We start from the raw sequence: 24,490 nt of genomic DNA, 5'->3' as shown, positions 1-24,490 counted from the left end.
AATCATCGAGTCACTTACCGAAGAATAATGCTCATAAAAATACATCACTTAAGATGGCCTGAGAAGGCACACCCGCAAGAAAAACCTGTTTTTTCAACTTATCGGTAGTTTCTTTAGGACCGCAGACATAAACTCGTGTTTCTTTCGGGTGATTTAAATGCATTAATGTTCGTTTTTCTATAGAAGCTTCAGGAAATTGCCCCTGACTTTGAAGCACACAAGGGTCGTAAACAAAAGATGGGAACAACATGGCTAACATTTCCAGTTCTTCTTTATAGTAAATATCTTCATCAGAAAGACCTCCATGAACTAAAGTAATAGTGCCTTGATGATTTTGACTTAGCGCGCTTTTAATAATGGCAATGAGTGGCGCAAGTCCTGTGCCAGTTCCGGCCAGTAACATATTAAAAGCCAATTGCTCTGGGTTATAGTAAAAGCAACGGCCAAAGGGACCTCTTAGTTTCACTTCAATATTTTTTGTTGCTTTGCTTACCAGCCATTGCCCCATGCTCCCGCCTGGATAAATTTTTATGTGTAATTCAATAAATCCTTCTTGTATGGGTATGTTGGCGATTGAATAACTACGTATCGTGCCTTCAGGATTAATTAGGCTAAGGTATTGACCAGGAACCCAATGTTCTAAATTATCCACTCTAAGTTTCACTTGCATTACATTGTAATTAAGTGATTTTATATCGATTATTTGCGCACTGATCTCGCATTCTGTACTTTCAGGAGTTGAGACTTCAAGTGGTGCCTCAGGCTTTGCAAGACAGGCTAGAAAATAACCTTGCGCTTTAAGCGTTTCGGGCAAACCTTCTTGCCAGACAGGGTTAACAACCCCATCTTTGACTTTAATTAAGCAGGATTGACAAATACCCGCCTGACACGAGTTAGGATAATCAACCTCATGACGCAGCAGGCACTGCAATACACTTTCCTGAGGATCCAAAGTATAAAATTGATTTTTAAATGATACGGTACTCATATACGTCCCAATACGTCATTTCGAACGCTATTGGCAATAGCGGCCACTTGATTAATATCCTCTGCTGGTGCTCCCAACTCTGCAAGTGTTGCGCCGAGATGCTCAATAACAATGTCCACATGCGTATCATTTAACCCACGTTTCAGTAAATGAGCATGTCCTTCGTGCATATTTTTTCCGTTGTACTTATTCGGTCCACCAAATACCATAGTTAAAAATCCTTTTTGCTTTAGGATTTGTTGTTCCATATCGATATCATCAAAAAAACAACTTACTCGTTCATCTGTTAACATTTTACGATAGAAAATATCAACCGCAGCATTGACTGCGTTTTGACCGCCCAGACGCTCAAATAATGACTCTGACATAATGATCCCCATAAAGATGTATTTGCAATGCATCTTATAAAAAGAAATAATCACAGTCAACAACCAATTAGGAATTAATGATGCAACTCACACAATTTACCGATTATTCATTACGCGCTTTGATTTACATCACTCTTAGAAAAGAATCCTGTACCATTAAAGACATTACTGAAGCCTATGGCATATCAAACAACCATATGGTTAAAATCATTCATAATTTAGCCAAACTTGGATTGATTAAAACGATTCGAGGTAAAAATGGCGGCATCACCATGGCATCGCAACCTGAAACCATTAATTTAGGTCGAATAATAACTCAATTGGAGCCTCATTTTGATTTAGTACCTTGCTTTAATAAGGCAAAGGCAAATTGTTGTATTGCTCCTGTATGCAAGTTAAAAGGAGTGTTGCATGAGGCTCAAGCTGCTTTTATGGAGGTTTTGGAGCGTTATACTCTAGCTGATGTTTTGCATAACAAAAGTGATCTTTCTGTTCTATTGAACATCAACCCATCAGAGAAGTAATTTTTTATCGGGTTTTTGGGGTAAGGAATACAAAACCGCTTGCAGAATGAGTGCATGATTATGTTTTAGGTCATTTGCAGCATAAAACAAAGTAATAGAGGTGTGCTCTGCTTGTTACAAAATGTGTTTTATTAAATCGCCTTTATGGTTTAATTCTTCAATGTAACATTCAACAAATTCGCTCCAGCGCTCATCACTATTTTCATGAAACCATTGCCTTAAAGTAGCACTCGGAGTGATGTCTTTTAGCCAAAAATCAAAAGCAAATGCTTCTTTTTTAATACCTCGGGGCCAAAGCCTATCGATCAAAATCCAGACCCGCTCTTTAACTTTTGGAGGAGTGTAAACACGACAAATGTGGATCTTGTTTCGATAAGTAGTGTTCATCACTCTCCTTGCTTAGGTCACGCATTCATACGATTTTTTGTGCAAGCAAAATACCAAACAAACCAGAAATTTGTCTTCCTAATGAATCTTGTTTATGCAAATGGCCCACTGATTCTTTATATTCAAGTATAGACCAGCCATTATCTTGGTATCGATGATAAATTTCCTCTTTTTGTGGTAGATACGTGAAAAAATCAGGTAATGGATAAAGCTCTGATTGGATAGGAAAGACTAAAAAATGATATCCATCTGTTTTAGTTAGTTCTTGTAGTTCAGTAAGCAGGCTTGGGATACGCATTGGGTTTAAAAATTGCAACGTCACCGTTGAGAGCACAAAATCAAACCGTTCTGCATCAAGAATTAAAGGTTGATTTAAATCATGTAATTGGGCAACCACCTCAGGCAGAGCTTCTTTTTGAGCAATATCCTGAATCGTATCTACTGCCGATTGACTGAAATCAAGTCCTTTTACACGATGCCCCATTTTTGCTAAATACAGTAAATTTCTACCCGAACCGCAGCCCACATCAAGGATGGATGCGCTTTGCAAATGAGACAAATAAGTCTGGTAGACATACATCAAATCACTATGTACTGGACTTAAACCGTGTTTTTTATTGAAGTAACGCTGGGGTATGCAATAAAACTCAAGGGTTGCTTTAAATGATTCACTGACGGGAATAATTTTATGCCACGCAGCAGGAGGAATCAAGATTTGGGAATGCTCTTCATTAATCCTATCACGTGATAGTTCTTTTCCCTGACCGTTTAAAAATACAAAATCAATAGCTCCTTCATGCAGAAAAAGCTTACCCCAGGTTCCTTCTTTAGTGCTGTGTTTTTCCAGGAAAAAGTTCAGTTTTCCATGGCTGTCAATCTCGGTTTTTTTGTAGCACAGTAACTTATTAGGTTCCAATCTCATAACGTATCCTTATTCTGTTATCAAAGACTCTTTGATTCCTTGTTATTTGCACTATCGGTAGATCCCAATTCTAATTGGGTCAATAAAGTACGCTCGTTTGTCAGCTTGTCCGCTAATTGATGATTTACATCCCGATGCTCTACCTCATCGTCACGCACGACCAAAAGTACGTCACGTAATCGTGCATCTGGAGCAAGCCCCCAATACTGTTTAGCAATTTCAGGAGCTGGGACATTTTCAATGCGACCATCATCTAACTCCTGTAAATAATGGGTGTAGCTGACCACGGCTTCTTCCTCAAGATAACCGACAAAGCGATGCGCTGTTTTTGAAGAAATAACATACATCAACAGGTACAACACCACAAAAATAGCTTGCGCGGTAAAAATAATAAAGCGCTCAAACCAATTAGGTTTGGCAATGTACATAAACGTAATCAAATGCATTCGTTCATTATCTGCTTCATCCAATAAAATTTTAATCCAACCCTCATCATTTTTAATCTTTCTTAAGCAGCGTAAATGCAGTAAAGCAGCGCCCACCATGCCAGGTACAGCAGCTACTGTTTCCAACACAATGGCTCGATTACCATAGCGTTTCTGAAAAAAAGTATCTGCAAAAAAACGAAAAAATTTCACTAGGCCAAAAGCAATTTTATCACTAATGGTTTTGGCAGGTTTATGAGTTACTGGCATGATATATTCCTTTGCAGTGTGTAATATAGAATATATTATATTAAAGATGTATTTTAAATGCAATTTTAAGCCTTTGATTTAAGAGCTATGGTTAAGAGCATTGAGAAATGACACCATAGGTTCAAACCTAATTACCCAAATATGTATGTTGTGTAAATGAATCTCCACAATTATCGCTGCAATTATCTTAGGTGACATTCATCAGCAAAATAAGATTTTACTTTGCCAAAGAAAATGGCGTTTGAATCAAACTTCTGATCACAGCAATAACTTCTGTTAATGGTTTCTGTTCTAGTTCATTTTTTCTCAAAAAGGCTTTCCACATTGACTCCCTACTTGAGTCGTTAGCAAACTCATCGGTCAGACCAATAGGCAGCGCTTCAGGAAGATCCATGCCTCGGCGAGTAAATGTAGCTTGTATTGCTTTAGCCAGGACTTGATTATCTAACTGCTCTTTACTTAATAATACATAAAGATCCAAGTAGTCTTTTAATCGACTATTCGCCATGCCCAATAATGCAATTGCGTGCAGCTTTTCTGCAATTACCGTATAAATTGGATAAGTACGGATTTTAGGGGCAGGAAGATCACTAAGAAGTACGGGATAATGGGCATCTATTGGCCCAGGGGTAACTGCATCACCATAACCTATATCAATTTGTATTTTAATCTTTGCTTTCGCCAACTCCCCAAATAACTCAACTCTTGCTCCTGCATAACCTCCATCTTTTTTGATAGTGTCAACTGTCACTGATTCAGACAGAAAACTTATTCCATCATCTGCAGAGATTCTGCAAATTTTACTGAACGTTTGTTTAATATACGCTAGGTCATTATCACCAAACCCCAATAAATCAATATCTTTAGTTGGGCGATGAGGCATGTCATACCATAAGTTAAATAGTAAAGCACCTTTCAACAAAAACTGTTTAGAATATTCTGATTCTCCAATTCGATATAACAAACGCTCTAGACCATAACGAGTCAATACCGTATTAAAATCAGAACCTTCTTTAACAGCTATATTTTTCAAACGTGAACGTACAGACTCACCAATATTTTTTGTCATTGAATTGCCTCAATATAAGGACGCATTACGTTAGCAACGCGACAAATTTTCGCATAATGCCATAGTTCATCAACTGTAACTTTATTCTTTGTATAAGCCTCTTTAAGTGCTTCAATGGCCACATCAATTCCAATTTTATTGCGATGTTTGAAACAATCTGCAATTGTCTTGGCACGGTTATACACTCTTAGTTTAATATTATCTGATTCTATAATTTCAATTCCTTCACTAAAGGCTTCATCGGAATATTGCACCATTTTTAGCGGAGGATAATCCATTTTTGGCGCATGACTCCCTTTTGGCATAGCTATCCATACTTTTCGAGGTAGCTGTGTTGTTAGATCATGAATCTGCAAAGCAGTTAGCAGGCAAAACACTGCTTGAGGTGCTCGGCTTGCTATAATAACCAAGCTTTCTTTTTCTGAAAGCTCAGTCTCTGGCAAGCAATAGAGCCCAGAAGCGAGTTTTTCAAGTTTGTTTTCGCTAACAAGCCTTGAAATGGTCGCTCTGGTGATCCCCTCTTTGGTTAGATCGGACATTCTAATGACACCCGTTTTGCTAGCCATCTGGAGTACTTTTTGTTTATAGCTGTCTTCTGTTTTCATATTTAAACTATGATACATTATTTCGTTACTTACAAATAAATAACGAATATTGGTATCAAATGACTTACATTTCATTTTATCCATCATTACGTCTCAAATAGTCATTTTCATGAAAACCAAATGGCCTTTCCCGTAAAATGCCAATAAAGTTGCTAAAATATCCTTGCGTGAGATTTGCGTGTTTAAGTACGACATTGTTATACTCTGTACGACATTTGTAGTGGTATCGCACGACAGATTATTACTTTAAAATCAACGAGTTAATTTAAAGGCTGGGGGCTCATAATCCGTTGGTCCTAGGTTCAAGTCCTAGTGGGCCCACCAATAAAATCAAGTAGTTAACGAAAAAATCTGCAAGCACAAACCCTCCGTGGGACACTCACGGGACAATTAGAAATAACAAACAGTAACAACTCACAACAATTTAACAATTATCCTTTATACTTAACTGCCCTCTCAATTGAAGCGGAGCCAGCATGTATGGCTATCCCCAACTTAATAAACCATTGGATATATTTATGATCAATTTTGAGCATATGTTCCTTTCTACTAATCAAATTCACTCCTTTTTTGCGGACGATATTGGAAATGCTGATAATGGAATTGGTACAGGTTTTTGGATAACTCATAAATCCCAGTATGTATTTGTTACAAATAGACATATGGTAGATTATGAATTTTGTAAAAATAAGCAGAACTTTAATTTATGCAAGCTTATGTTCTGGCTAAGAAATGATAAAAACTTACTAAGCAAGCCTCAAAAATATGAACTTAACCTTAGTTCTTTAAAAATACTAACTCATGAAACTGCTGATGTAGCCATTTTATATAACATAGATGTAATTAATCCTAATAATGACTTTATCCATACTACCTTATCTATTGTCGATGGAAGTTTAGCTGATGAGAATTTTTTTCAGACCATGTTGCGACCCGCAGATAATTGCATCTTTATCGGCTATCCCCATGACTGGTGGGATGAAGCAACAGGTCTGCCTATAGTTAGGTTAGCCAATTTAGCTTCATGGCCTAAAATCGATTTTATTAATAAAAGTATTAAATCTACTAATGTAAGACTTACCGCTGGTTTATCCTTCAGTGGGTCGAGTGGGTCTCCTATTATGAATAAAGGCACAGAATTTGAAGCAGGGAATGGATTGACGATCACAGGTCTAGTACCACCTAAAATTATCGGTGTAATGGCCGGGCATTGGTGGGATAAATGGCACATTACCCCTCCCCCAATGTTTCAACATAGTGGATTATCATATTTTGTTACTTCTACTGTTATTCACGATTTACTAAAAAATATTTAACTCATCTACTAAATGGAAATTTCTATTTTTGAATTCGTTAAATATTTAGAATAACCACATTAAATCGGTTAAACTCGGTTAAATCGATTATAATTAACAAATATTACTATTTTTTTGAGGTCCAAAATGGAAGATAGATGGTTATCTGTAGATGAGATAGGTATTTATCTCGGTGTTAAACGTGACACTGTTTATAAGTGGATTAATGATAAAGGGATGCCTGCTCATAGAATTGGACGTCTTTGGAAATTTAAAAAAGAAGATATTGATATATGGGTGAAATCTAAAGGCGCAGTAACAAATGAATAAAAAAGACCTATCTGAATCAGATATCAAGGCTAAATTCATTACCCCTGCTGTTTTAAAAGCAGGATGGGATGAGCATACCCAAATTGGCCGAGAAATATTTTTTACAGATGGGCGTATCTATGTAAAAGGAAAGCTTACCACTAGAGGAAAAAGAAAATTTGCTGATTATATTTTATTTTACAAGCCTAATTTACCAATAGCCATTATTGAAGCCAAAGATAATAAACATAGCTTAAAATCTGGAATACAACAGGCCTTGGACTATGCAAACATCCTCGATATACCCTGCGTATTTAGTAGTAATGGTGATGGATTCTATTTCCATGATAAAACTTGCTCAACTGGTCAAATAGAAACAGAAATACCCTTAGAAAAATTCCCCACACCAGAAGAATTATGGGAAAAATATAAACAGTATAAAGGGATTAATACACCAGAAATTGAAGCAGTAGCTTCTCAAGACTATTTTATAGATACTTCAGGCCGCTCTCCTCGATATTATCAGCAAATTGCGATTAATCGCTGTGTTGAGGCTGTAGCTAAAAAACAGAATCGCATTCTTTTAGTTATGGCGACAGGCACAGGTAAAACCTATACTGCATTTCAAATTATATTTCGACTTTGGAGAAGTGGTACAAAAAAACGCATTTTATTTCTTGCAGATAGAACTGCGCTAATTGATCAAACAGCCCGGGGAGATTTCAGGCATTTCAAAGATGCCATGACTATTATAAAAAATAAGCAAATAGACACTGCTTACAATATATATTTAGCCTTATATCAAGGGTTATCTGATAGTAAAACAGAAGATGCTTACAAACAGTTTAGCCGCGATTTTTTTGATTTGGTTATTATTGATGAGTGTCACCGAGGAAGCGCAAAAGAAAATAGTAAATGGAGAGAAATTCTAGACTATTTTGAACATGCAACCCATATAGGACTAACTGCTACTCCTAAAGAAACTAAAGATGTATCTAATCAGGAGTATTTCGGCAATCCCATTTATACATACTCACTCAAGCAAGGTATAGATGATGGTTTTTTGGCTCCCTATAAAGTAGTCAAGATAACCCTAGATATAGATGCAGATGGATGGAGACCCCCCAAAGATTTTAAAGATAAAGATGGAGAGCTTGTTGAAGATCGCATCTATAATCGCAGTGACTACGATAAAAATATTGTTGTAGATGAAAGAAGAAAATTAGTTGCTAACAAAATCACTGAGTTTTTAAAAGGTAATGATCGTTTTTCAAAAACCATTCTCTTTTGTGTAGATATCGAACATGCGGAAGGAATGCGTACAGCTTTAGTAAATGCTAATGCTGATTTATTTGCAAAAAACATAAAATATATAATGCAGATTACAGGTGATAATGAAGAAGGAAAAAGAGAGCTTGATAATTTCATTAACCCAAGTGAAACCTACCCTGTTATTGCCGTCACTTCTAAATTAATGACTACGGGGGTTGATGCACAAACCTGTAAATTGATTGTTCTTGATAGTAACATCGGCTCTATGACTGAATTTAAACAAATAATCGGTAGAGGAACTCGAATTAATGAAGAGTATGGTAAACGCTACTTCACAATCATGGATTTTAGAAATGTTACCAACCTATTTGCAGATCCAGAATTTGATGGCGATCCTGTTATGGTTAAAACAGTAACTGAAGAAGACGATTTAGCTGGCATTGAGGAAGAAGCAATTGATGAGCCAATCATAGACAATGAAACAGGTGAAGAGCTACAAATGCCAGAACCGGAAATCGAAGGTGGTGGTGAAATCAATGAGTCACCGAGTAAGAAAATTAGAGTTAATGGTGTATGGGTAAAAGTAATTAATGAAAGAGTACAGTATCTAGGACCAGATGGAAAAATAATTACTGAGAATTTTAAAGATTACACAAAAAAGAATATTCGTAGCCAATATGCCACATTGAATGATTTTCTTAAAAGTTGGAACAGTGCCAATAAAAAAACAATTATAATTGAAGCCCTAGAAGAGCGAGGAATTTTTTTTGATGTGCTTAAAGAAGAGGTCGGAAAAGACTTTGATCCATTTGATTTAATTTGTCATGTCGCCTTTGAACAACCCCCACTTACCCGCAAGGAACGAGTAGAAAATGTAAAAAAACGACACTATTTCGCTAAATATGGTGACCAAGCACAAGAAGTAATTAATAGTTTATTAAAAAAATACTCAGATGATGGTTTAACAACAATTGAAAGTATGGGGGTATTAAAACTTGATCCCCTCAATAAACATGGTTCTCCCCTAGAAATTATTAAAATTTTTGGCGGCAAAGAAAATTATTTAAAAGCACTAGCAGAGTTAGAGCGCGAATTATACAAAGATGAGGCAGTATAAATGACAAATATCAGTGCAGTTGTTAGTAGCATAAGAAATATAATGCGACAAGATAGAGGCATATCAGGCGATGCACAACGACTGGAGCAACTAGGTTGGATGTTGTTTCTTAAGATTATGGATGATAAAGATCAGGAACTAGAGTTACTTAAAGATAACTATACATCTGTTATACCTCAAGACTTACAATGGAGAAATTGGGCTGCAAATAAAGAAGGTATAACTGGCGAAGAATTAATTAAATTTATTGAAACCAAGCTATTTCCTACTTTAAAAACATTAACTCAAAAAGTTCCTACGCAACGAGCAGAGCTTATTCAAGAAGTTTTTGACGGCAACAACAACTATATGAAATCTGGCTATGAGATGCGTAAAGTTATTAATAAACTAAATGAAATTGATTTTAATAAAGCCAATGATAAACATATCTTTGGTGATATTTATGAAAGTATTCTTGTGGAATTGAGAGATGCTGGTAATAAGGGAGAATATTATACTCCTAGAGCTGTTACTCAATTAATGACCCAAATGATCGATCCTAAATTAGGTGAGCACATACTAGATCCGGCATGTGGCACGGGTGGCTTTTTAACAGCAGCAATAGATTATGTTAGAAACAAATATGTCAAAACTGTCGAAGACGAGAAAGCTCTACAAAAAAGCATTACTGGCTGGGAACTAAAACCTGTAGCTTATGTATTAGGTCTAACCAATCTGATATTACATGAAATTGATGTACCTGATTATCATTACATTGATAGTTTAAAAAAAGAATACAACAGCATAGGAGAGAAAGATCGCGTCGATGTTATCCTCGCTAATCCACCCTTTGGAGCGAGTATTGCTGACGGGGTTGAAACTAATTTCCCGGCAAGTTTCCGATGTAAAGAGTCGGCTGATCTATTTGTCATTTTAATGATTCAATTACTCAAAGCTAAAGGACGTGCTGCAATAGTATTACCTGATGGATCTATCACAGGTGATGGAGTAAAAATGCGTATTCGTGAAAGATTACTTACAGAATGTAATCTACACACTATTATTCGGTTGCCGCAGAGCACCTTTTTCCCCGCTACAGTCAGTACCAATTTACTGTTTTTTGAAAAGGGTACACCAACAAAAGAAATTTGGTATTACGAACATAAATTACCTGAAGGTCAAAAAAGTTATTCTAAAACCAAACCAATCCGTTTTGAAGAATTTCAGCCAATAATTGATTGGTGGAATAACCGAAATGAAAATGATTTAGCCTGGAAAATAAATATAGAAGATTTAAATAATTGGGACCTAGACATTAAGAATCCCAATATTGAAAAAATCACAGAAATTAAATCTTCGAAAGATATTCTTAGTAGCTTAAGAGAATCCATTAATTCAAGTAAAAATATAATTACTGAACTAGAAGAGTTATTGAGATAATTATGAGAAAAAAGCATACTATCGGCGACTTCATGAAAAGAATTAAACGTCCTGTTGAATTAATTACAGATAAGGAATACAAACTAGTCACTATTAAAATGAACCATAAAGGAGTTATTTTAAGGGAACTAAAAAAAGGAGCAGAAATCAAATCTAACATGTTTCAAGTGAAAGAAGGTGATTTTATACTTTCCGGTATTGATGCTCGCAATGGAGCGTTTGGTATTGTTCCCGCTGAATTAGATGGTGCAATCGTCACTAATGACTTTTGGTATTTTGATATTGATGAGTCAGTAATAAATAAACAATTATTTTTGCAGCTCACCTCTACCACCTGGTTTGATGAGATATGCAAACGAGGAAGTGATGGAACAACGCAGCGTATAAGATTACAAAAAGATAAATTCCTCAATCAAGAAATATATCTACCCTCTCCGAATATTCAGAATGAATTATTATTAAAAATCCATTCAGTTAAATCAAAACAAACTGATTTCAATAAAAATAATATCCTCCAACTAGAGCAGATAAAACAACTCAGACAAACTATTTTACAAGAAGCTATACAAGGCAAATTAACTGAAAATTGGCGAGTAGCTAATCCAGGTATTGAACCAGCAAGTCATTTATTATCTCGTATCAAACATGAGAAACAGCGATTAGTTGATGAGAAAAAAATTAAGCTGGATAAACCATTGCCGCCTATAAATGAAGAGCAAATGCCATATGTTTTGCCTGATAGTTGGGTTTGGTGTAGATTGGGCGATACAGGTTTGTTTGGAAGAGGAAAATCAAAGCATCGACCTCGAAATGATGCGATATTATTTAAGTTTGGTACATATCCATTTGTACAAACTGGTGATGTTGCTCAATCCAAAACTAATGATTATTTGATCAATTCCTATAGTCAGAAATACAATGAAGCAGGTTTATCTCAAAGCAAAATTTGGCCGGCGGGAACTTTATGTATAACGATTGCCGCTAATATCGCGGAGACAGGCTTCCTAGGAATTGACGCTTGTTTTCCTGATAGTGTTGTTGGATTCAACTCCCTTATCGATAATGTAACCACTAAATATATTAAGTACTTTATTGATATATCTAGAAAAGAAATTGAAAAATTTGCCCCTGCTACGGCTCAAAAAAACATCAACCTTGGTATTATTAATACTCTTTGTGTCCCTTTTCCTCCCCTTTCCGAACAAAAAATTATTGTTGAAAAAGTTGATACCCTGATAAAAAAATGTAGGGACTTAGAGGAGAAAATAAAACAAAACTCAATTTATGCTGAGCAGTTAATGCAATCTCTTATAAAAGAAGCTTTTGATCCAACTCAAACAAAGCAAAAAATAGTTACTAAAGTAAGTTGTGAAAATACTGTCACAACTATCTAAGGAATAAGGGGTGAAAATAAATGAATTTTATAACTGATTTTTATTAACATAAATTATCTGCGCTCTTAAGCTAGATAAAATATAAATCATCGAAATAAAAACTTCTTAAAATCATTTTGATAAGCACTACAAATTGAATTCGCATTTGATTGAATAACATTCACTCTCTTATTACCATATTTATGAGTATTAACATCTAATAAATCCTTGCACTCGCTCTGGAGTTTTTCGAATTCCTGAGCTAATGACTTCATATCCCCCTTGTAATTCAAGTAGCGAATGGTTTTACCAGGGAAAATTTGATTAAAGTCCCATAAATTATCTGGGATACCGAGCAGATTGAGATTATCTCGATCAAAACCAAATCCAATAAATATAATCTCATTTGCCCACTGGATAGAGGATCTGTATGAAGATATCATTTCATCTCTCTCAACGGGATTATTTCTTTCATCGTACATTGTTTTAATATTATTAAACTGAGCGAAACTATAGATAAATCGCTTAAAATTCTGAATTAAATTTAAGGATGGTGCTGCGGGATCTGAATAATCGCTATTTGCGCGACGCTTTGCTGTGTTTCCATCTTTAGAATCAAAATATAATCCATACCTACTTGGATCGGCAGGCAAATACAATTGCCCATAAACGTGTTTTATTTCTAATTCTTCTAAGAATTTATCTGCAGTAGAAACTGATTGTTCAGATGTTTTCAAAAATATCTCAATTTCTCTAATTCTAGTTTGAAGGTAGAAATCCAAACCGACATCATAATTAAATGTAATAAATTTTACTTTGTTACTGCTCAACTTCTCAGGATTATCTGCACACTCAGAAACTAAGTCATTTAATAGTAGTGAATACCAATTATCTGGGCTTTGATTAAGATTAAACTTATCACGATCTTCTCTTTTCAAAAGAGAATATAAAATCATTATTTTACCAGCTTTGGCATAGGAAGGGTTATCCCTCAAAAAAGCATCTATAGATATTGGATCAAAAACTTCCAATGCTCTTTTCAACTTATTAAAAATATTGATATTTTTAATTTTTGTCAGGAAAAAAGCCTTATGAAAACGATGCAGATTATCATCTTGATTAAAATATATATAAAAAACTCCATCTTCATTTTGCTGTCTAATGTGATGTTGCTCAACACCATCTACATAAGGCATAGCTTGGTTAAACACATCATTGCATTCGTTAAAATCATACAGTGTGTTGTGTGTTATATCACTTTTGTTCCAAAATGGGGGGGATTTTTTTGAGGAGTATTTAGGTATAAATATGCTATCTTCCATGTCATCAATTATATTTTGAATTAATGTTTTACCAAGAGGATAACCATATGGAGCACTTGCGCCAGCTCCAAGAATAAATAATGTTTCTGAATTAAACATTGTTATTAATCCAATTTAAGAACTGTTTCTAATCGATCCAGCTATAGATACCTGGGTTATCCGTTAAATATAGCAACTAAGATCTTTTTTTAAAAAAAATTTTTAATACAAAATATTGAGTTTTTAAAATTACTGTCCCACTAGTGCCCCATGACTTCTTGTATATGAATATATATTTCAATTTTTCATAATCTTATCATAATTACCCATAGGATTAACTAACTGATGTTGCTATTTTTTGGGACATATTATAGTGTGTGGCTACTTATGTGTATTGATGTTTATTTATGGCCACCATTGAAGAAAGAGTTGATAAAGACGGCAAACCAAGTTACCGCGTTAAAGTCAGGCTTAAGGGATTTCCTACACAGCAAGCTACATTCAGAAGAAAAACAGATGCTCGCAAGTGGGCAGCGCAAACTGAAGCAGCTATTCTTGAAGGTCGTAATTTTAAAACTACAGAAGCCAAACGTAGAACACTTGGAGAAATGATCGACCGCTACATCAAAGACATCCTACCTCTTAAGCCTAAAAATAATAAAAATACTATTTTGCATCTTAAATGGTGGAAACATGAACTTGGGCAATATTGTTTAGCAGACATATCACCGGCTTTGATTGCAGAACGAAGAGACAAACTATCTTCGGGTATCACAACAAGAAACAAACTCCGCTCTCCTTCTACTGTAGTTCGATATATGGCAGCTCTTTCCCATTCTTTTACCATTGCTGTTAAAGAATGGGGCTGGATTGAGGATTCGCCTTTACACCGAGTTACAAAGCCCAAAGAGCCTCGCGGTAGGGTACGGTACTTATCAGATGATGAACGGAGACGCTTATTAGACGAGTGTAAAAAAAGTGACAGCCAATATTTATATACTGCTGTAGTACTCGCTCTTTCCACTGGGGCAAGAAAAATGGAAATACTAGGGTTGAAATGGCATGATATTGACCTTACTAGGCAAGTTATCACTTTGCATGAAACTAAAAATGGCGAGATACGTTCATTGCATTTACAGGGTCTCGCTTTTGAATTAATCAAACAATTATCAAAGATACGTCACCTAAAATGCGATTTAGTTTTCCCAAATCACAAATTTAAAAAACCTATCGATTTACGTACTCCTTTTGAAAATGCAGTTAAACGTGCAGGGATCGCTGATTTCCGGTGGCATGACCTGCGGCATAGCAGTGCATCCTATTTAGCAATGAACGGAGCAACCTTAGCAGAGATTGCCGAAGTTCTTGGACATAAAACCCTGCATATGGTTAAACGTTACGCACATTTGTCTGATGCTCACACAAGTAAAGTTGTTGCAAGTATGAATGAGAAAATTTTTAGCAATACAAAGGATGGAAAATGATAATCGACAAAAAATTTATTAAAGCCATAACCGAGACTCATAAAACAGCTACAGAAATGCTTAAAATAAATACTATCAAGCCCCTCCCTGCAAACATTATTAGTGAAACAAATGCTGCCATAAATGATTTAATAGATTCAAACCTAAAGTTAAAATCATTTGGTAATTGTTGTAACAAAGGTAATCATTCGAAGGCTGACAACAAAACTCCCACAATAACAAATAAGTCCACAAAAAAACAGAAAACCGTGCAAACTCGTGAACATGCACTTAATACACTTATAAAAGAAACGTATATTAAATCCAAAGATAAATCGCCTCGAGCAATTTGGAGTCAATTAGTAATTATTGCTCAAAATGAAGACTCAATATTACAAGAAGTAACTTCCTGGTCTGCAAAAAATCCGGTAATTAAATGGATTTCACCGGAGGGTATTGAGCAAGATCTACAACGCAATTCATTTCGAAATATCATATATAAATTAAAACGCATTAAATAAAAATACATCGCTAATTACACATCTACACAAAATGGAATTAGCTGTGTATTCCCAGTGGTATACCTCTTAATACATAAGAATTCACTTATGTGTATAACGCTAATGAGAGGTATCTATGAATAATACACAACTCCCCCAGAATACTCGCTATATCCCTGTTCCCAATTGGGAAAAACACCATGAATGGCCGCGAATTGGTGGTTTGCGAAATCTTATTTTCAATAAGGATAAAAATGGTTTTGATAAAGTTATCAAGAAAGTTGGTAAACGCATACTAATTGATGAAGCAGCCTTTTTTGAATGGGTAGCAAACCAAGGGAAAGGGGTATAATCATGATTAAAAAGAATCGCCCAGTAAAACCGGGCAACCCTTCTAAAAATTGTCACGAATATAATAATTCAAAATCCAATCAACAAACAAGAATGCTTAAAGCTTTCAAAGAAAATCCAAGAAGATCTACATTTGCCTTTCATAACATGGGAATTGTAAGCCCACCCCCTCGTATAAAAGAGTTAAAAGAAAAACACAATATCGCCAAAGAGTGGACCAAGGAACCGGATCGGAATGGCATTATTCATAAAATTGCTTTGTATGTTTATCTAGGTCCTATTACTCAGGGGGATAATTAATATGTCTCGCATTCGGACAGTTAAACCAGAATTTTGGACAAGCGAGCAAATTTTATCTTGCTCGCTTAATGCCAGATTACTTTTTATTGGTATGTGGAATTTTTGTGATGATAATGGCGTACATACTGCATCCTACGTGCGTCTTAAAACAGAAGTTTTTCCAGCAGATGATTTCTCTCCTGCTGAAATAAAAAAACTCATCAATGAGCTTATTCAAAATAATCTATTATGCGAATATGAGGAGGATAATGCCCTATACTGGATGGTCACGGGCTGGAAAAAACATCAGCGTATTGATAAACCAACATCACGTTACCCCCTTCCACAATCTGAGCTCAATAAATTCGCCGATCATTCTTTGAGTACTATTAGAGGAGTAAACGAATTATTAGATAGTCCTCCGCAACTCCTCCATGAGCCCTCGACTACGGAATGGAATGGAAAGGAAAGGAGTAGAAAGGATATAAATATGTGTGAGGTCGAAACCTCACAAATTGCTGCTTCTCAAGTTAACTCGTCTATTTTTGTAGAAGAAATTTTTCAACATTGGCAAGTTACCATGGATCGTCCAAAAGCAAGGCTGGATAAGAAACGTCAAAATATAATCAAGTCAACTTTAAAATCAGGTTATACCCCTGCTGAGCTTAAACAAGCAATTGATGGCTGTGCTAAAACCCCTTACAACATGGGAAAAAATGATCGTAATCAAACCTATAACGATATCAGCTTAATTTTTCGTGATGCAGATCATATTGAGCGTTTTATTAATAATGCCAAAGAATATAGCACGTGGCATGGAGTTCAAAGCACTGATGACTTAATGGCGGGGGTAATTTGACATGATAATGGCTAAAGAAATTTCACAACAACTTGCACAACGGGCAGAGGAGATTGCTAGATATTTACTCCCGAACGGTAAGAAATCTGGGGCTGAATGGCGTGTTGGTAGCATTCATGGGGAAGTTGGAGAATCACTTAGAGTACGCCTTAAGGGGGAAAAAGCTGGTATTTGGTCAGATTTTGCAGAAGGTAGTAAAGGTGATTTACTTGATCTATGGGCATTGACGCATAATTTAACGCTAGCTAACGCAATTAAAGAAGTAACTCGTTATCTTGGTATACCGTCCCCACAAAAGTTTGAAGGTCATAAGAATTCTAGCTTTGCTAAACCTAAATTAAATAATATTGGAGAATTAGCTTTATCATCCCCTGTTATGAGCTATTTGGTTAATGAAAGAAAACTTACAGCTGAAACTCTTCGAACTTATCAAATTGGCGAACGGAATGGAGATGTTATTTTTCGCTATTGGCGTAATGAAGAACTTATATTAGTAAAATATCTTAAATTACACAGAGTGAACAATAAAAAGAAAATTTATGTTGAACCAGATTGTGAGCCTTGTTTATTTGGTTGGAACCAGATACCAACGAATGCTCGCAAGGTAATTATTTGTGAAGGGGAAATTGATGCAATGTCCCTATACCAATATGGCTTACCAGCTCTCTCTGTGCCCTTTGGAGGAGGCGGTGGAGATAAACAACGTTGGATTGAATATGAGTTTGATCGGCTAGCTATATTTGATCAGATATATCTCTGTTTAGATAATGATGATGAAGGTCACAAAGCTAAAGTTGAATTGATTGATAGATTGGGGCGTCATCGTTGCCACATTGTTACATTACCATATAAAGATGCAAATGAATGCCTACAATCTAATGTTTCTAGAGAAGTTATTCATCAATGTTTTGATGAAGCAAAAACTCTTGATCCAGAAGAGCTAAAATCAGCTCGTGAGTTTGTTAATCAAGTAATTGGTGAATTTTACCCATCTCCTGGCGTTCATATTGGATATAATGCTCCTTGGGAAAAAACAAACGATATAATTATGTTCCGTCCTGGTGAGCTTTCAGTTTGGACAGGAATTAATGGGCATGGAAAAAGCCAATTATTAGGCCAAGTCATCCTTCATATGATGAAACAAGGAGCTCGTGTTTGCATTGCAAGTTTAGAAATGAAGCCAAAACGTCTATTGATGCGCCTCACCCGACAAGCAAGTGCTCTAGCTGAACCATCCATTGAATATATTCATGCTATTCATGATTGGCTTGGAGACAAACTATGGCTATTTGATCTAGTCGGTACAGCAAAATCAAAGCGGTTATTAGAAGTTTTTCAATATGCTCGTCAACGCTATGGCATAGATGTTTTTGTTATTGATTCACTGATGAAATTAGACATTGCTGAGGACGATTATAACTTACAAAAAACTATTACGGATCAGCTCTGTGATTTTAAAAATCAACACAATTGTCAGATTCATCTAGTTGTACATCCGAGGAAAACAGAGGACGAATCAAAAATTCCGGGCAAATTAGATATAAAAGGTACAGGAGCAATTGCAGACTTGGCTGATAATTGTTTTAGTATTTGGAGAAACAAGAGTAAGGAAGATCTAATTAAAATGAAGTCAAATGGTGCGAAATTAAATGAATCCCAACTAAAAACTATTAATTCCTCGGATTGTAGATTGTATTGCAATAAACAACGTAATGGTGATTGGGAAGGTGCTTTAGGTTTTTGGTTCCATCCTCCATCTCTACAATACTTATCTCAACCAGATTGTAAACCAAAGAGAATTGTTGAGTATTCTGAATTATAACCTATCTTAGCATAATGTATTTTTTGATAATCAACCTGATCTGTTCATTTAACATATTATGCTATACTTGCTGCTATATACAAGGAGAATAAATGAACACAGCCTTTCAAGTTGCTGACTATTTTCTACATAAAGCTTCACAAGAAGAAGATGGCAGCGAATTAATCTCAAACCTTAAATTACAAAAATTAATTTATTATGCACAAGGCTTCCACCTGGCTATGTATGGTAAGCCTTTATTTGCGGAGGTAATTGAAGCATGGACTCATGGTCCTGTTTGCCCTGTACTTTACCATGCAAAAAAACAACATAAAAATGAAGCTGTGGCTCCTAATCCCGATTTTGATGCATCTGTTTTCAATAAGGAACAACAAGATCTCCTTAATGAAATATATGAAGTTTATGGTCAATTCTCAGCATGGAAACTCAGGAATTTAACTCATACAGAATCCCCTTGGCTTGATAATATTGACTCAGAAAGTAATAAAGTTATTTCACATGACGACTTAAAAGACTATTTTAAAAACCAATTGAATTAATTATGGCGAAAAGTAGCTTAAAATCTCCTCCTATCCAACAAGGAAAAAATTTTTCTGTAAATACAGATAATTCTTCAACTAATCCCTATAAGCCATTATTTTCATTAGAACATTTACAGCCAAATTATTGTATTTCTGATTGCACTAAGGAACAAAAAGCTGCACTTGCAGATGCACTTAGGAAACGAGGAAAAATGACTTGGAACGAGATTATTCAGGCTCATAAACATGGATTAGGCACTGAAAAAATTGCTCAACATGCCATCAAAGCGCCCATGCCTAAAGATATAACTCCTGATACAAACCTTATTGCTTTACGGTTTGATGGAAAAGCGGCTATGGTTGGCCGCAGAGACGGAAGAGTCTTTATCGTATATTGGATAGATCATAACTTTACTTTGTACGACCATTAAAGCCTTCACTTTCATGAGAAATAGAACTTCCTAAGCAGGATTTTCAAGTTCATTTAATGGGGGGATAAGCTCCCCTACATTTACATTCAATGCAAATGCAATTTGGATTAAATTTTGAATAGAAATATTTTGCTCACCTCGCTCCACTCTACCCATATATGTACGCCCCATAGATGAAGCATCAGCAATACTCTCTTGCGAGAAGCCCTTGGCTTTTCTTAGTTCTCTGATTCTGTCCCCTATTTTTATAAGGTTTTGATGTTTTTCTTTCATCTAATGAGTTAAAACGATCACACCCTATAAGTTCCACACCCAATAAGTGGCATTAATCTGGGTTACCCGATATAATTGCACTCCCAGTGAATGATGGGTTATATGGAATCAAGAAGAACAAAAAGGAGAGTTGAATCAAATAACATTAAGCGGAGTTGTAACATGAGTGCTTCAAACGAAATTCTTCTATCTAAGGCTGAAATCTACATTTTACTCAGTATAATGACCAACCAATCAGAGTCGGGCAGAGGTGTATTAAAAAGTACTATTTCAGATAACTTAAGATCTACTGGCGATAATGACTTTCTAAATTTTATAGATTTTAAACTCAATCTAAATATAGAGCATTTATTAGTAAAACAACTAATTGATCGTTCGCATGATTCTATTGATCCCGCTTATGCAATTACATCCGAAGGAACAAACTGGTTATTTACGAATGAACACCGCCTTAAGGAGCTACTTTCCTTAGAAGTAAAACCTAGTGGCCCTAATATAAATTTAATTGAACCTTGATTTTGGAACGAACCTTCATTTCTTTCGTCTCCGATTACTTTCTCTGATTGCTTGTCGACCAGCCTCAGTTTTAGGCCCTGTTGACAAGCCACCATGCAGTTTACAACGTCCATTTACTGCAGCATCGCTAAAGTTATCCCAAACAGGTGGAGCCTGACATAGGGTACTTTTTCTAGTTTTGGCGTTACATGTTCCCCTTTCAGATCTTCGAGTCTTTGGGGATTTAGCAAATAATGAAATACGGATATTAAAGTTTTTATCGAAATATACTGCTGCCATTTTTCACCCCTTATTTCCCTATAATCCAGACCCCATGATGCGCGCGTGTATAGTGTCACCTTTCATTCATAAAATATAAAAATCCTTTAGGGTAGCCTCTATTTTAGAGGAAATAAGTGTTCACCAATACAGAGGTTTTAGGTTAGAAGTAATTATTTTATGGCCACTTTTGTTCGAATTACATCCAGGGCACAACATTTGCAAATTCGTGGGGTCGTTTACTCCGTTTAGAGCAATTGGAACTATATGATCTATAGCTGGCTTATTTACAGTATTTAATAATGGGGTTATATCTCGTGTACATATGGCGCAACGTCCTTTTTCCCGACAAAATAAAGCTCGCTCTAACCATTTGGGCCAGCGGGCATATCTTTTTGTTCTTTCTCCCATATCATTTGCTATTGATAAGTTAAATTCTTTCATTAATAGGCGATCATCAAACAACAGGTTAAACACCTCAATTACTAGGGTTGGAGTTAGTTGCTCTTCAAGTACAGTTCTTAAATACTCTGTATTGTAGTCAAAGGCATCATTCTTAGTTTGCTTTAGATATTCCTCAAGGGTTAAAAAATTAATTTGATAATCATTAAAAAGCTGGACAACTTCACTAGTTTCCATAGCATCTTCGAATTCGGCGAGACTATACCCATCATAAATAGAGTAATGGAAATGAACCCAGGCATAATAATCAGATATTACATAATCGATAAAATCATGTAATATGGTATTTTTATGAGGCTTAGAAACTTGCTTTTCAATGTCAGAAGCCAAATCTATTACACAATGAGAACCGTTTGTTATTGTTTCCCTGACTAAGTTGGCAATCTCAAATACCCATCTATATTTGAAATCGTGAAAATCTAGAGACCTGTCTAACATTGTATATCCAAATCCATGAGGTTAAATCAATTAATAGACTATAAAAAGAACAACCGTCAACTATTAAAATCTGACTTAACGTCAAAATAATCAAGCAAACTTATAAAATTCATGGGGCACTGGTGGGGCACTCACAGATAAAAAATAGCGATAATCTACAATAGACAGGAATAACAGTTTTAAGCTAAGCTCTTGATTGAATTATTGTTATTTGTTGGCATTGATGAGCATTTGTTAATCACATATAACTCATAATCCGTTGGTCCTAGGTTCAAGTCCTAGTGGGCCCACCAATAAAATATATTAAAATCAATAAGTTACTTCATAATACTTCACATTTCAAACTCAATTATTAAGAGGAATTATGGGGATTTATTGCGAGCATTACTTGTTAATCAGGCAGAAATCCCTCAAATTTGTTTAGATACTTTTCCTGAAGAGTTTGTCGAACAATATAAAAATAATAATCAAACGAAGAAGCGTGAATTAATAAGGGATATTGTAGGATATGGAAAGGTCAATGAAGATAACTTATATCGATCAACTGAAAATGCAGTAATATTGATTGCAGAAGACACAATTGAGAATGATAAGTGCCAATTTTTTGATTACCGTTGCCTGTTGATTTTTTACGAAGTAAAAGAGCAAAACGAGAACTACATGTATCCCTAGCCTATTCTCCTCCAGTACGCACTACTCGCCTTGTATACCAGGCTACAAAGATAAATTTTCGTCTCGTTAAAGGGGAATCATTAGAAAAAGTTGCGCAACATTTTGATCGTGAAATGCAAAAAGATAAAGATACTCTAAATGATGCTTCAATCAGCAATAGAACTATCAGCGCACAACAACGAGATAAAGGTACTGTTCAATCTTCTTATTGGGAATTTAAACAATTGAACCCCTCTGAAAAATGGTTTGTGGTAGTTACCAGGCAAGACAGAGAATGGGGGAAAACATTATGCTCCGAAGCAGAATCGTATGCTCTTGTAGTAACAGTAACGGATAAAGATAATCTCGAAGCTCAACTGTATACTGAGATTCAAGTTCAAATAAGGGAGAAAGAGCGTATTCAAGCTCGTATCAGCTAATGATTTTATCGTCGCGTCGATACCATAAAGCACATGATATCTATAGGCTATGAGTCCAAAAATTAGCCAAAACAATGTGCTGGATATCATGTATAAGCACTCGTCAAACTAAACCAGTTCAAATTATGGCCGAAAAAAATATATCCTCTTATTTCACAGAAATTTGCCCATTCATTAACATAGGTATTAACCATTCTCGTAACTTTGCCAATTGCCTATTTTCTTCTTCCAAATTTTTAATTTGCTTTAATTGCGGTAATACGGTCTCATCAAACCGTTGCTGTAAACTTAAGTCAGGAATTACTATTTTAATTGTTCGAAGAACATCCTGCCTGATACCAAATACAGTACTTCCACTTAAACTACCTAATATTTGAGAGAAACCATGACCTTTTGATAATTCATAATATAAGTATATAGATAATACAAATTTTTGATTTGCTCTAATTGCAAATAAGCGTTGACTCAAACAATAATCTGTTTTGCCCAAGCCACAGGTTTAGGTGCTTGTCCTTGGAAGTTTTCAACGCCTAATACAGGGGGCGTCGATGACCCACCAAATTACACGGCAGTTGTAGGAGGAACAGCAACAGGCTGTACAAGTTCTTCCGATTGCAGTGCCAATGAGTATTGCGGGATGGGATTTGACTCCGGAACGGGCAAGTGGAATCGTTTATGTGCTCCTTTCTTAGGTTATACCAACGTACTCACCTATACAGGGTATCCATCAGCAGGTCAGTGGGGAGCAATAAATCTTTATACTGATTTTGGATTAGGCAATACCTTACCAGCACAACCTGCGCCTGGCTATGGTACAAATCCAGCGACAGGTTTACCAGCAAACTTTACAGACATGTGGGGATGCACTCCAACATCTACAGGAGCACTGCAGTCAGGTTATGCGTTTACATACCTAGTATGTGGCTGCCATAATTGGAGTCCAGGTATTACTGCACAGGTTTCACCATGTCTTGCCGATAATACGGATTGGGAAGCTGCTGTCTATCCGCGTATTTCTTGGTTTAAAAATGCATGCCCAACAGCCTATTCTTATAATCATGATGATGCATCATCTTCTTTTACATGTAATGAGTCAGGCAAACAAACAAGCTATCAAATTACATATTGTCCGGGTGGTGTTACAGGTAACCCTAACTACCCCAGTTAGAAGATGTAATCTTTCATGCAATGGTGTCAACTGAAACTCTTATATGTAGCCCGTATTGGCGTAGCGTAATACGGGAACATCGTATTAATCCCAGATGGTGACTGTGTCTAATCTGGGATACACATCTAATACGGAACACGAAACCCCAAAATTATCTTTGAGTCATATTCACTACAGTAAGTTCACAATTATTCCCATATATTTCAAATGCAGGGTTTCTTAGATCTTCATTCTCATAGGTAAAGAAATTTATAATCCATTCTTGAATACACAGTAAAAGGTTTTACGGTCAAAGAAATAGGCAAAAAACTCTTAATTTCACCTCGAACAGTTAGAGAATATATTAATCAGGTAAAATTAAAACTAGCTGTAAGCAGCAAACAGCATATGATTCAAAAAGTTCTTGACTCATAA

General features: G+C 35.8%; 31 protein-coding genes. 19 read left to right on the top strand and 12 right to left on the bottom strand.

The window, feature by feature from the left end; genetic code table 11:
• Window positions 1-31: 31 nt before the first annotated feature.
• On the bottom strand, window positions 32-988 hold the full coding sequence (locus Lste_RS14905) for an FAD-binding oxidoreductase (RefSeq protein ID WP_058511797.1): 957 nt from the start codon (window positions 986-988) through the stop codon (window positions 32-34).
• Window positions 985-1,356, bottom strand: coding sequence for a group I truncated hemoglobin (locus Lste_RS14900; protein ID WP_058511796.1), 372 nt, complete (start codon window positions 1,354-1,356; stop codon window positions 985-987). Before Lste_RS14900 ends, Lste_RS14905 begins: the two co-directional genes overlap by 4 nt.
• An 80-nt stretch (window positions 1,357-1,436) precedes the next feature.
• Here Lste_RS14900 and Lste_RS14895 point away from each other — a divergent pair, with 80 nt between their 5' ends.
• Window positions 1,437-1,880 carry an Rrf2 family transcriptional regulator gene (locus tag Lste_RS14895; RefSeq protein WP_058511795.1) on the top strand — a complete coding sequence of 148 codons (444 nt, stop codon included), beginning with the start codon at window positions 1,437-1,439 and terminating at the stop codon, window positions 1,878-1,880.
• Between the two features lie 114 nt (window positions 1,881-1,994).
• On the opposite strand, the gene Lste_RS14890 is transcribed toward Lste_RS14895, so the two are convergent.
• From Lste_RS14890 to Lste_RS14870, 5 genes are all read right to left on the bottom strand, one after another.
• Entirely contained in the window at window positions 1,995-2,267 is a 273-nt protein-coding gene (locus Lste_RS14890) for a DUF488 domain-containing protein (protein WP_237760505.1), read from the bottom strand.
• Window positions 2,268-2,292: 25 nt separating this feature from the next.
• Window positions 2,293-3,189: an SAM-dependent methyltransferase TehB gene (gene tehB, locus Lste_RS14885; protein WP_058511794.1), complete on the bottom strand. Its 897-nt coding sequence runs from the start codon at window positions 3,187-3,189 to the stop codon at window positions 2,293-2,295.
• 20 nt (window positions 3,190-3,209) lie between these two features.
• Complete coding sequence (locus Lste_RS14880) at window positions 3,210-3,884, bottom strand: alternative oxidase (RefSeq protein ID WP_058511793.1); 675 nt, start codon at window positions 3,882-3,884, stop codon at window positions 3,210-3,212.
• Window positions 3,885-4,101: 217 nt separating this feature from the next.
• Window positions 4,102-4,953, bottom strand: a complete 852-nt coding sequence (locus Lste_RS14875; RefSeq protein WP_058511792.1) for a nucleotidyl transferase AbiEii/AbiGii toxin family protein — start codon at window positions 4,951-4,953, stop codon at window positions 4,102-4,104.
• Complete coding sequence (locus Lste_RS14870) at window positions 4,950-5,633, bottom strand: type IV toxin-antitoxin system AbiEi family antitoxin domain-containing protein (protein WP_237760504.1); 684 nt, start codon at window positions 5,631-5,633, stop codon at window positions 4,950-4,952. Before Lste_RS14870 ends, Lste_RS14875 begins: the two co-directional genes overlap by 4 nt.
• Window positions 5,634-6,034: 401 nt before the next feature.
• Between Lste_RS14870 and Lste_RS14865 the strand changes: the two genes are divergently transcribed.
• From Lste_RS14865 to Lste_RS14845, 5 genes are all read left to right on the top strand, one after another.
• Entirely contained in the window at window positions 6,035-6,874 is an 840-nt protein-coding gene (locus Lste_RS14865) for a hypothetical protein (protein WP_058511791.1), read from the top strand.
• Between the two features lie 126 nt (window positions 6,875-7,000).
• Window positions 7,001-7,183: a methylation-associated defense system helix-turn-helix domain-containing protein MAD1 gene (gene mads1, locus Lste_RS14860; RefSeq protein WP_058511790.1), complete on the top strand. Its 183-nt coding sequence runs from the start codon at window positions 7,001-7,003 to the stop codon at window positions 7,181-7,183.
• Window positions 7,176-9,551 (top strand): EcoAI/FtnUII family type I restriction enzme subunit R, encoded by a 2,376-nt coding sequence (gene hsdR / locus Lste_RS14855; RefSeq protein WP_058511789.1) that lies wholly within the window; start codon window positions 7,176-7,178, stop codon window positions 9,549-9,551. The genes mads1 and hsdR overlap by 8 nt, the downstream gene beginning before the upstream one ends.
• Entirely contained in the window at window positions 9,552-10,970 is a 1,419-nt protein-coding gene (locus Lste_RS14850; RefSeq protein ID WP_058511788.1) for a class I SAM-dependent DNA methyltransferase, read from the top strand. It abuts the gene before it with no gap.
• A gap of 2 nt (window positions 10,971-10,972) precedes the next feature.
• Window positions 10,973-12,364: a restriction endonuclease subunit S gene (locus Lste_RS14845; RefSeq protein WP_058511787.1), complete on the top strand. Its 1,392-nt coding sequence runs from the start codon at window positions 10,973-10,975 to the stop codon at window positions 12,362-12,364.
• Between the two features lie 86 nt (window positions 12,365-12,450).
• Here the strand turns inward: Lste_RS14845 and Lste_RS14840 are convergent, their stop codons facing one another.
• Window positions 12,451-13,764, bottom strand: coding sequence for a hypothetical protein (locus Lste_RS14840; protein WP_058511786.1), 1,314 nt, complete (start codon window positions 13,762-13,764; stop codon window positions 12,451-12,453).
• Window positions 13,765-14,051: 287 nt separating this feature from the next.
• Here Lste_RS14840 and Lste_RS14835 point away from each other — a divergent pair, with 287 nt between their 5' ends.
• The 8 genes from Lste_RS14835 to Lste_RS14800 all read left to right on the top strand — a co-directional run bounded on the left by Lste_RS14835 (window position 14,052) and on the right by Lste_RS14800 (window position 19,870).
• The gene (locus Lste_RS14835; protein WP_058511785.1) at window positions 14,052-15,128 is read left to right on the top strand and encodes a tyrosine-type recombinase/integrase; all 1,077 of its coding nucleotides are present in this window, start codon (window positions 14,052-14,054) and stop codon (window positions 15,126-15,128) included.
• Window positions 15,125-15,628, top strand: a complete 504-nt coding sequence (locus tag Lste_RS14830; RefSeq protein ID WP_058511784.1) for a hypothetical protein — start codon at window positions 15,125-15,127, stop codon at window positions 15,626-15,628. Before Lste_RS14835 ends, Lste_RS14830 begins: the two co-directional genes overlap by 4 nt.
• Window positions 15,629-15,743: 115 nt before the next feature.
• Entirely contained in the window at window positions 15,744-15,959 is a 216-nt protein-coding gene (locus Lste_RS14825; RefSeq protein ID WP_058511783.1) for a hypothetical protein, read from the top strand.
• Window positions 15,960-15,961: 2 nt separating this feature from the next.
• Window positions 15,962-16,258 carry a helix-turn-helix domain-containing protein gene (locus Lste_RS14820; RefSeq protein WP_058511782.1) on the top strand — a complete coding sequence of 99 codons (297 nt, stop codon included), beginning with the start codon at window positions 15,962-15,964 and terminating at the stop codon, window positions 16,256-16,258.
• A 1-nt stretch (window position 16,259) separates the two neighbouring features.
• Window positions 16,260-17,096 carry a hypothetical protein gene (locus Lste_RS14815; protein WP_058511781.1) on the top strand — a complete coding sequence of 279 codons (837 nt, stop codon included), beginning with the start codon at window positions 16,260-16,262 and terminating at the stop codon, window positions 17,094-17,096.
• A gap of 7 nt (window positions 17,097-17,103) precedes the next feature.
• Window positions 17,104-18,918 carry a toprim domain-containing protein gene (locus Lste_RS14810; protein WP_237760503.1) on the top strand — a complete coding sequence of 605 codons (1,815 nt, stop codon included), beginning with the start codon at window positions 17,104-17,106 and terminating at the stop codon, window positions 18,916-18,918.
• A gap of 92 nt (window positions 18,919-19,010) precedes the next feature.
• Window positions 19,011-19,457, top strand: a complete 447-nt coding sequence (locus tag Lste_RS14805; RefSeq protein ID WP_058511779.1) for a Panacea domain-containing protein — start codon at window positions 19,011-19,013, stop codon at window positions 19,455-19,457.
• Window positions 19,458-19,459: 2 nt separating this feature from the next.
• Window positions 19,460-19,870 (top strand): hypothetical protein, encoded by a 411-nt coding sequence (locus tag Lste_RS14800; RefSeq protein ID WP_068310986.1) that lies wholly within the window; start codon window positions 19,460-19,462, stop codon window positions 19,868-19,870.
• A 30-nt stretch (window positions 19,871-19,900) separates the two neighbouring features.
• Here the strand turns inward: Lste_RS14800 and Lste_RS14795 are convergent, their stop codons facing one another.
• Entirely contained in the window at window positions 19,901-20,143 is a 243-nt protein-coding gene (locus Lste_RS14795) for a helix-turn-helix domain-containing protein (protein WP_058511778.1), read from the bottom strand.
• Window positions 20,144-20,305: 162 nt separating this feature from the next.
• Between Lste_RS14795 and Lste_RS14790 the strand changes: the two genes are divergently transcribed.
• A complete protein-coding gene (locus Lste_RS14790; protein ID WP_058511777.1) occupies window positions 20,306-20,659 on the top strand; it encodes a hypothetical protein in 354 nt (117 codons plus the stop codon).
• Window positions 20,660-20,674: 15 nt separating this feature from the next.
• Here the strand turns inward: Lste_RS14790 and Lste_RS14785 are convergent, their stop codons facing one another.
• Entirely contained in the window at window positions 20,675-20,938 is a 264-nt protein-coding gene (locus Lste_RS14785; protein ID WP_202814174.1) for an HGGxSTG domain-containing protein, read from the bottom strand.
• Between the two features lie 120 nt (window positions 20,939-21,058).
• Window positions 21,059-21,817: an HNH endonuclease gene (locus Lste_RS14780; protein ID WP_058511776.1), complete on the bottom strand. Its 759-nt coding sequence runs from the start codon at window positions 21,815-21,817 to the stop codon at window positions 21,059-21,061.
• A gap of 375 nt (window positions 21,818-22,192) precedes the next feature.
• Between Lste_RS14780 and Lste_RS14775 the strand changes: the two genes are divergently transcribed.
• Together Lste_RS14775 and Lste_RS19310 are read left to right on the top strand one after the other, a co-directional pair.
• Window positions 22,193-22,489: a hypothetical protein gene (locus Lste_RS14775; RefSeq protein ID WP_058511775.1), complete on the top strand. Its 297-nt coding sequence runs from the start codon at window positions 22,193-22,195 to the stop codon at window positions 22,487-22,489.
• Entirely contained in the window at window positions 22,432-22,908 is a 477-nt protein-coding gene (locus tag Lste_RS19310; RefSeq protein ID WP_162264155.1) for a hypothetical protein, read from the top strand. The genes Lste_RS14775 and Lste_RS19310 overlap by 58 nt, the downstream gene beginning before the upstream one ends.
• Before the next feature lie 148 nt (window positions 22,909-23,056).
• Here Lste_RS19310 and Lste_RS19195 read toward each other — a convergent pair whose 3' ends face one another.
• Complete coding sequence (locus Lste_RS19195; RefSeq protein ID WP_162264154.1) at window positions 23,057-23,377, bottom strand: restriction endonuclease subunit S domain-containing protein; 321 nt, start codon at window positions 23,375-23,377, stop codon at window positions 23,057-23,059.
• On the opposite strand from Lste_RS19195, the gene Lste_RS14760 reads away from it, so the two are divergent.
• Together Lste_RS14760 and Lste_RS19855 are read left to right on the top strand one after the other, a co-directional pair.
• Entirely contained in the window at window positions 23,369-24,076 is a 708-nt protein-coding gene (locus Lste_RS14760; protein ID WP_237760502.1) for a thaumatin family protein, read from the top strand. The two genes, Lste_RS19195 and Lste_RS14760, sit on opposite strands and share 9 nt — an antisense overlap.
• A gap of 258 nt (window positions 24,077-24,334) precedes the next feature.
• Complete coding sequence (locus Lste_RS19855) at window positions 24,335-24,490, top strand: helix-turn-helix transcriptional regulator (RefSeq protein WP_083504019.1); 156 nt, start codon at window positions 24,335-24,337, stop codon at window positions 24,488-24,490.

This window comes from Legionella steelei, from assembly GCF_001468005.1.
Classification (GTDB): Bacteria; Pseudomonadota; Gammaproteobacteria; order Legionellales; family Legionellaceae; genus Legionella; species Legionella steelei.
Note: the sequence above shows the minus strand (reverse complement) of the source record. Positions and strands in the feature narration are given on the sequence as shown.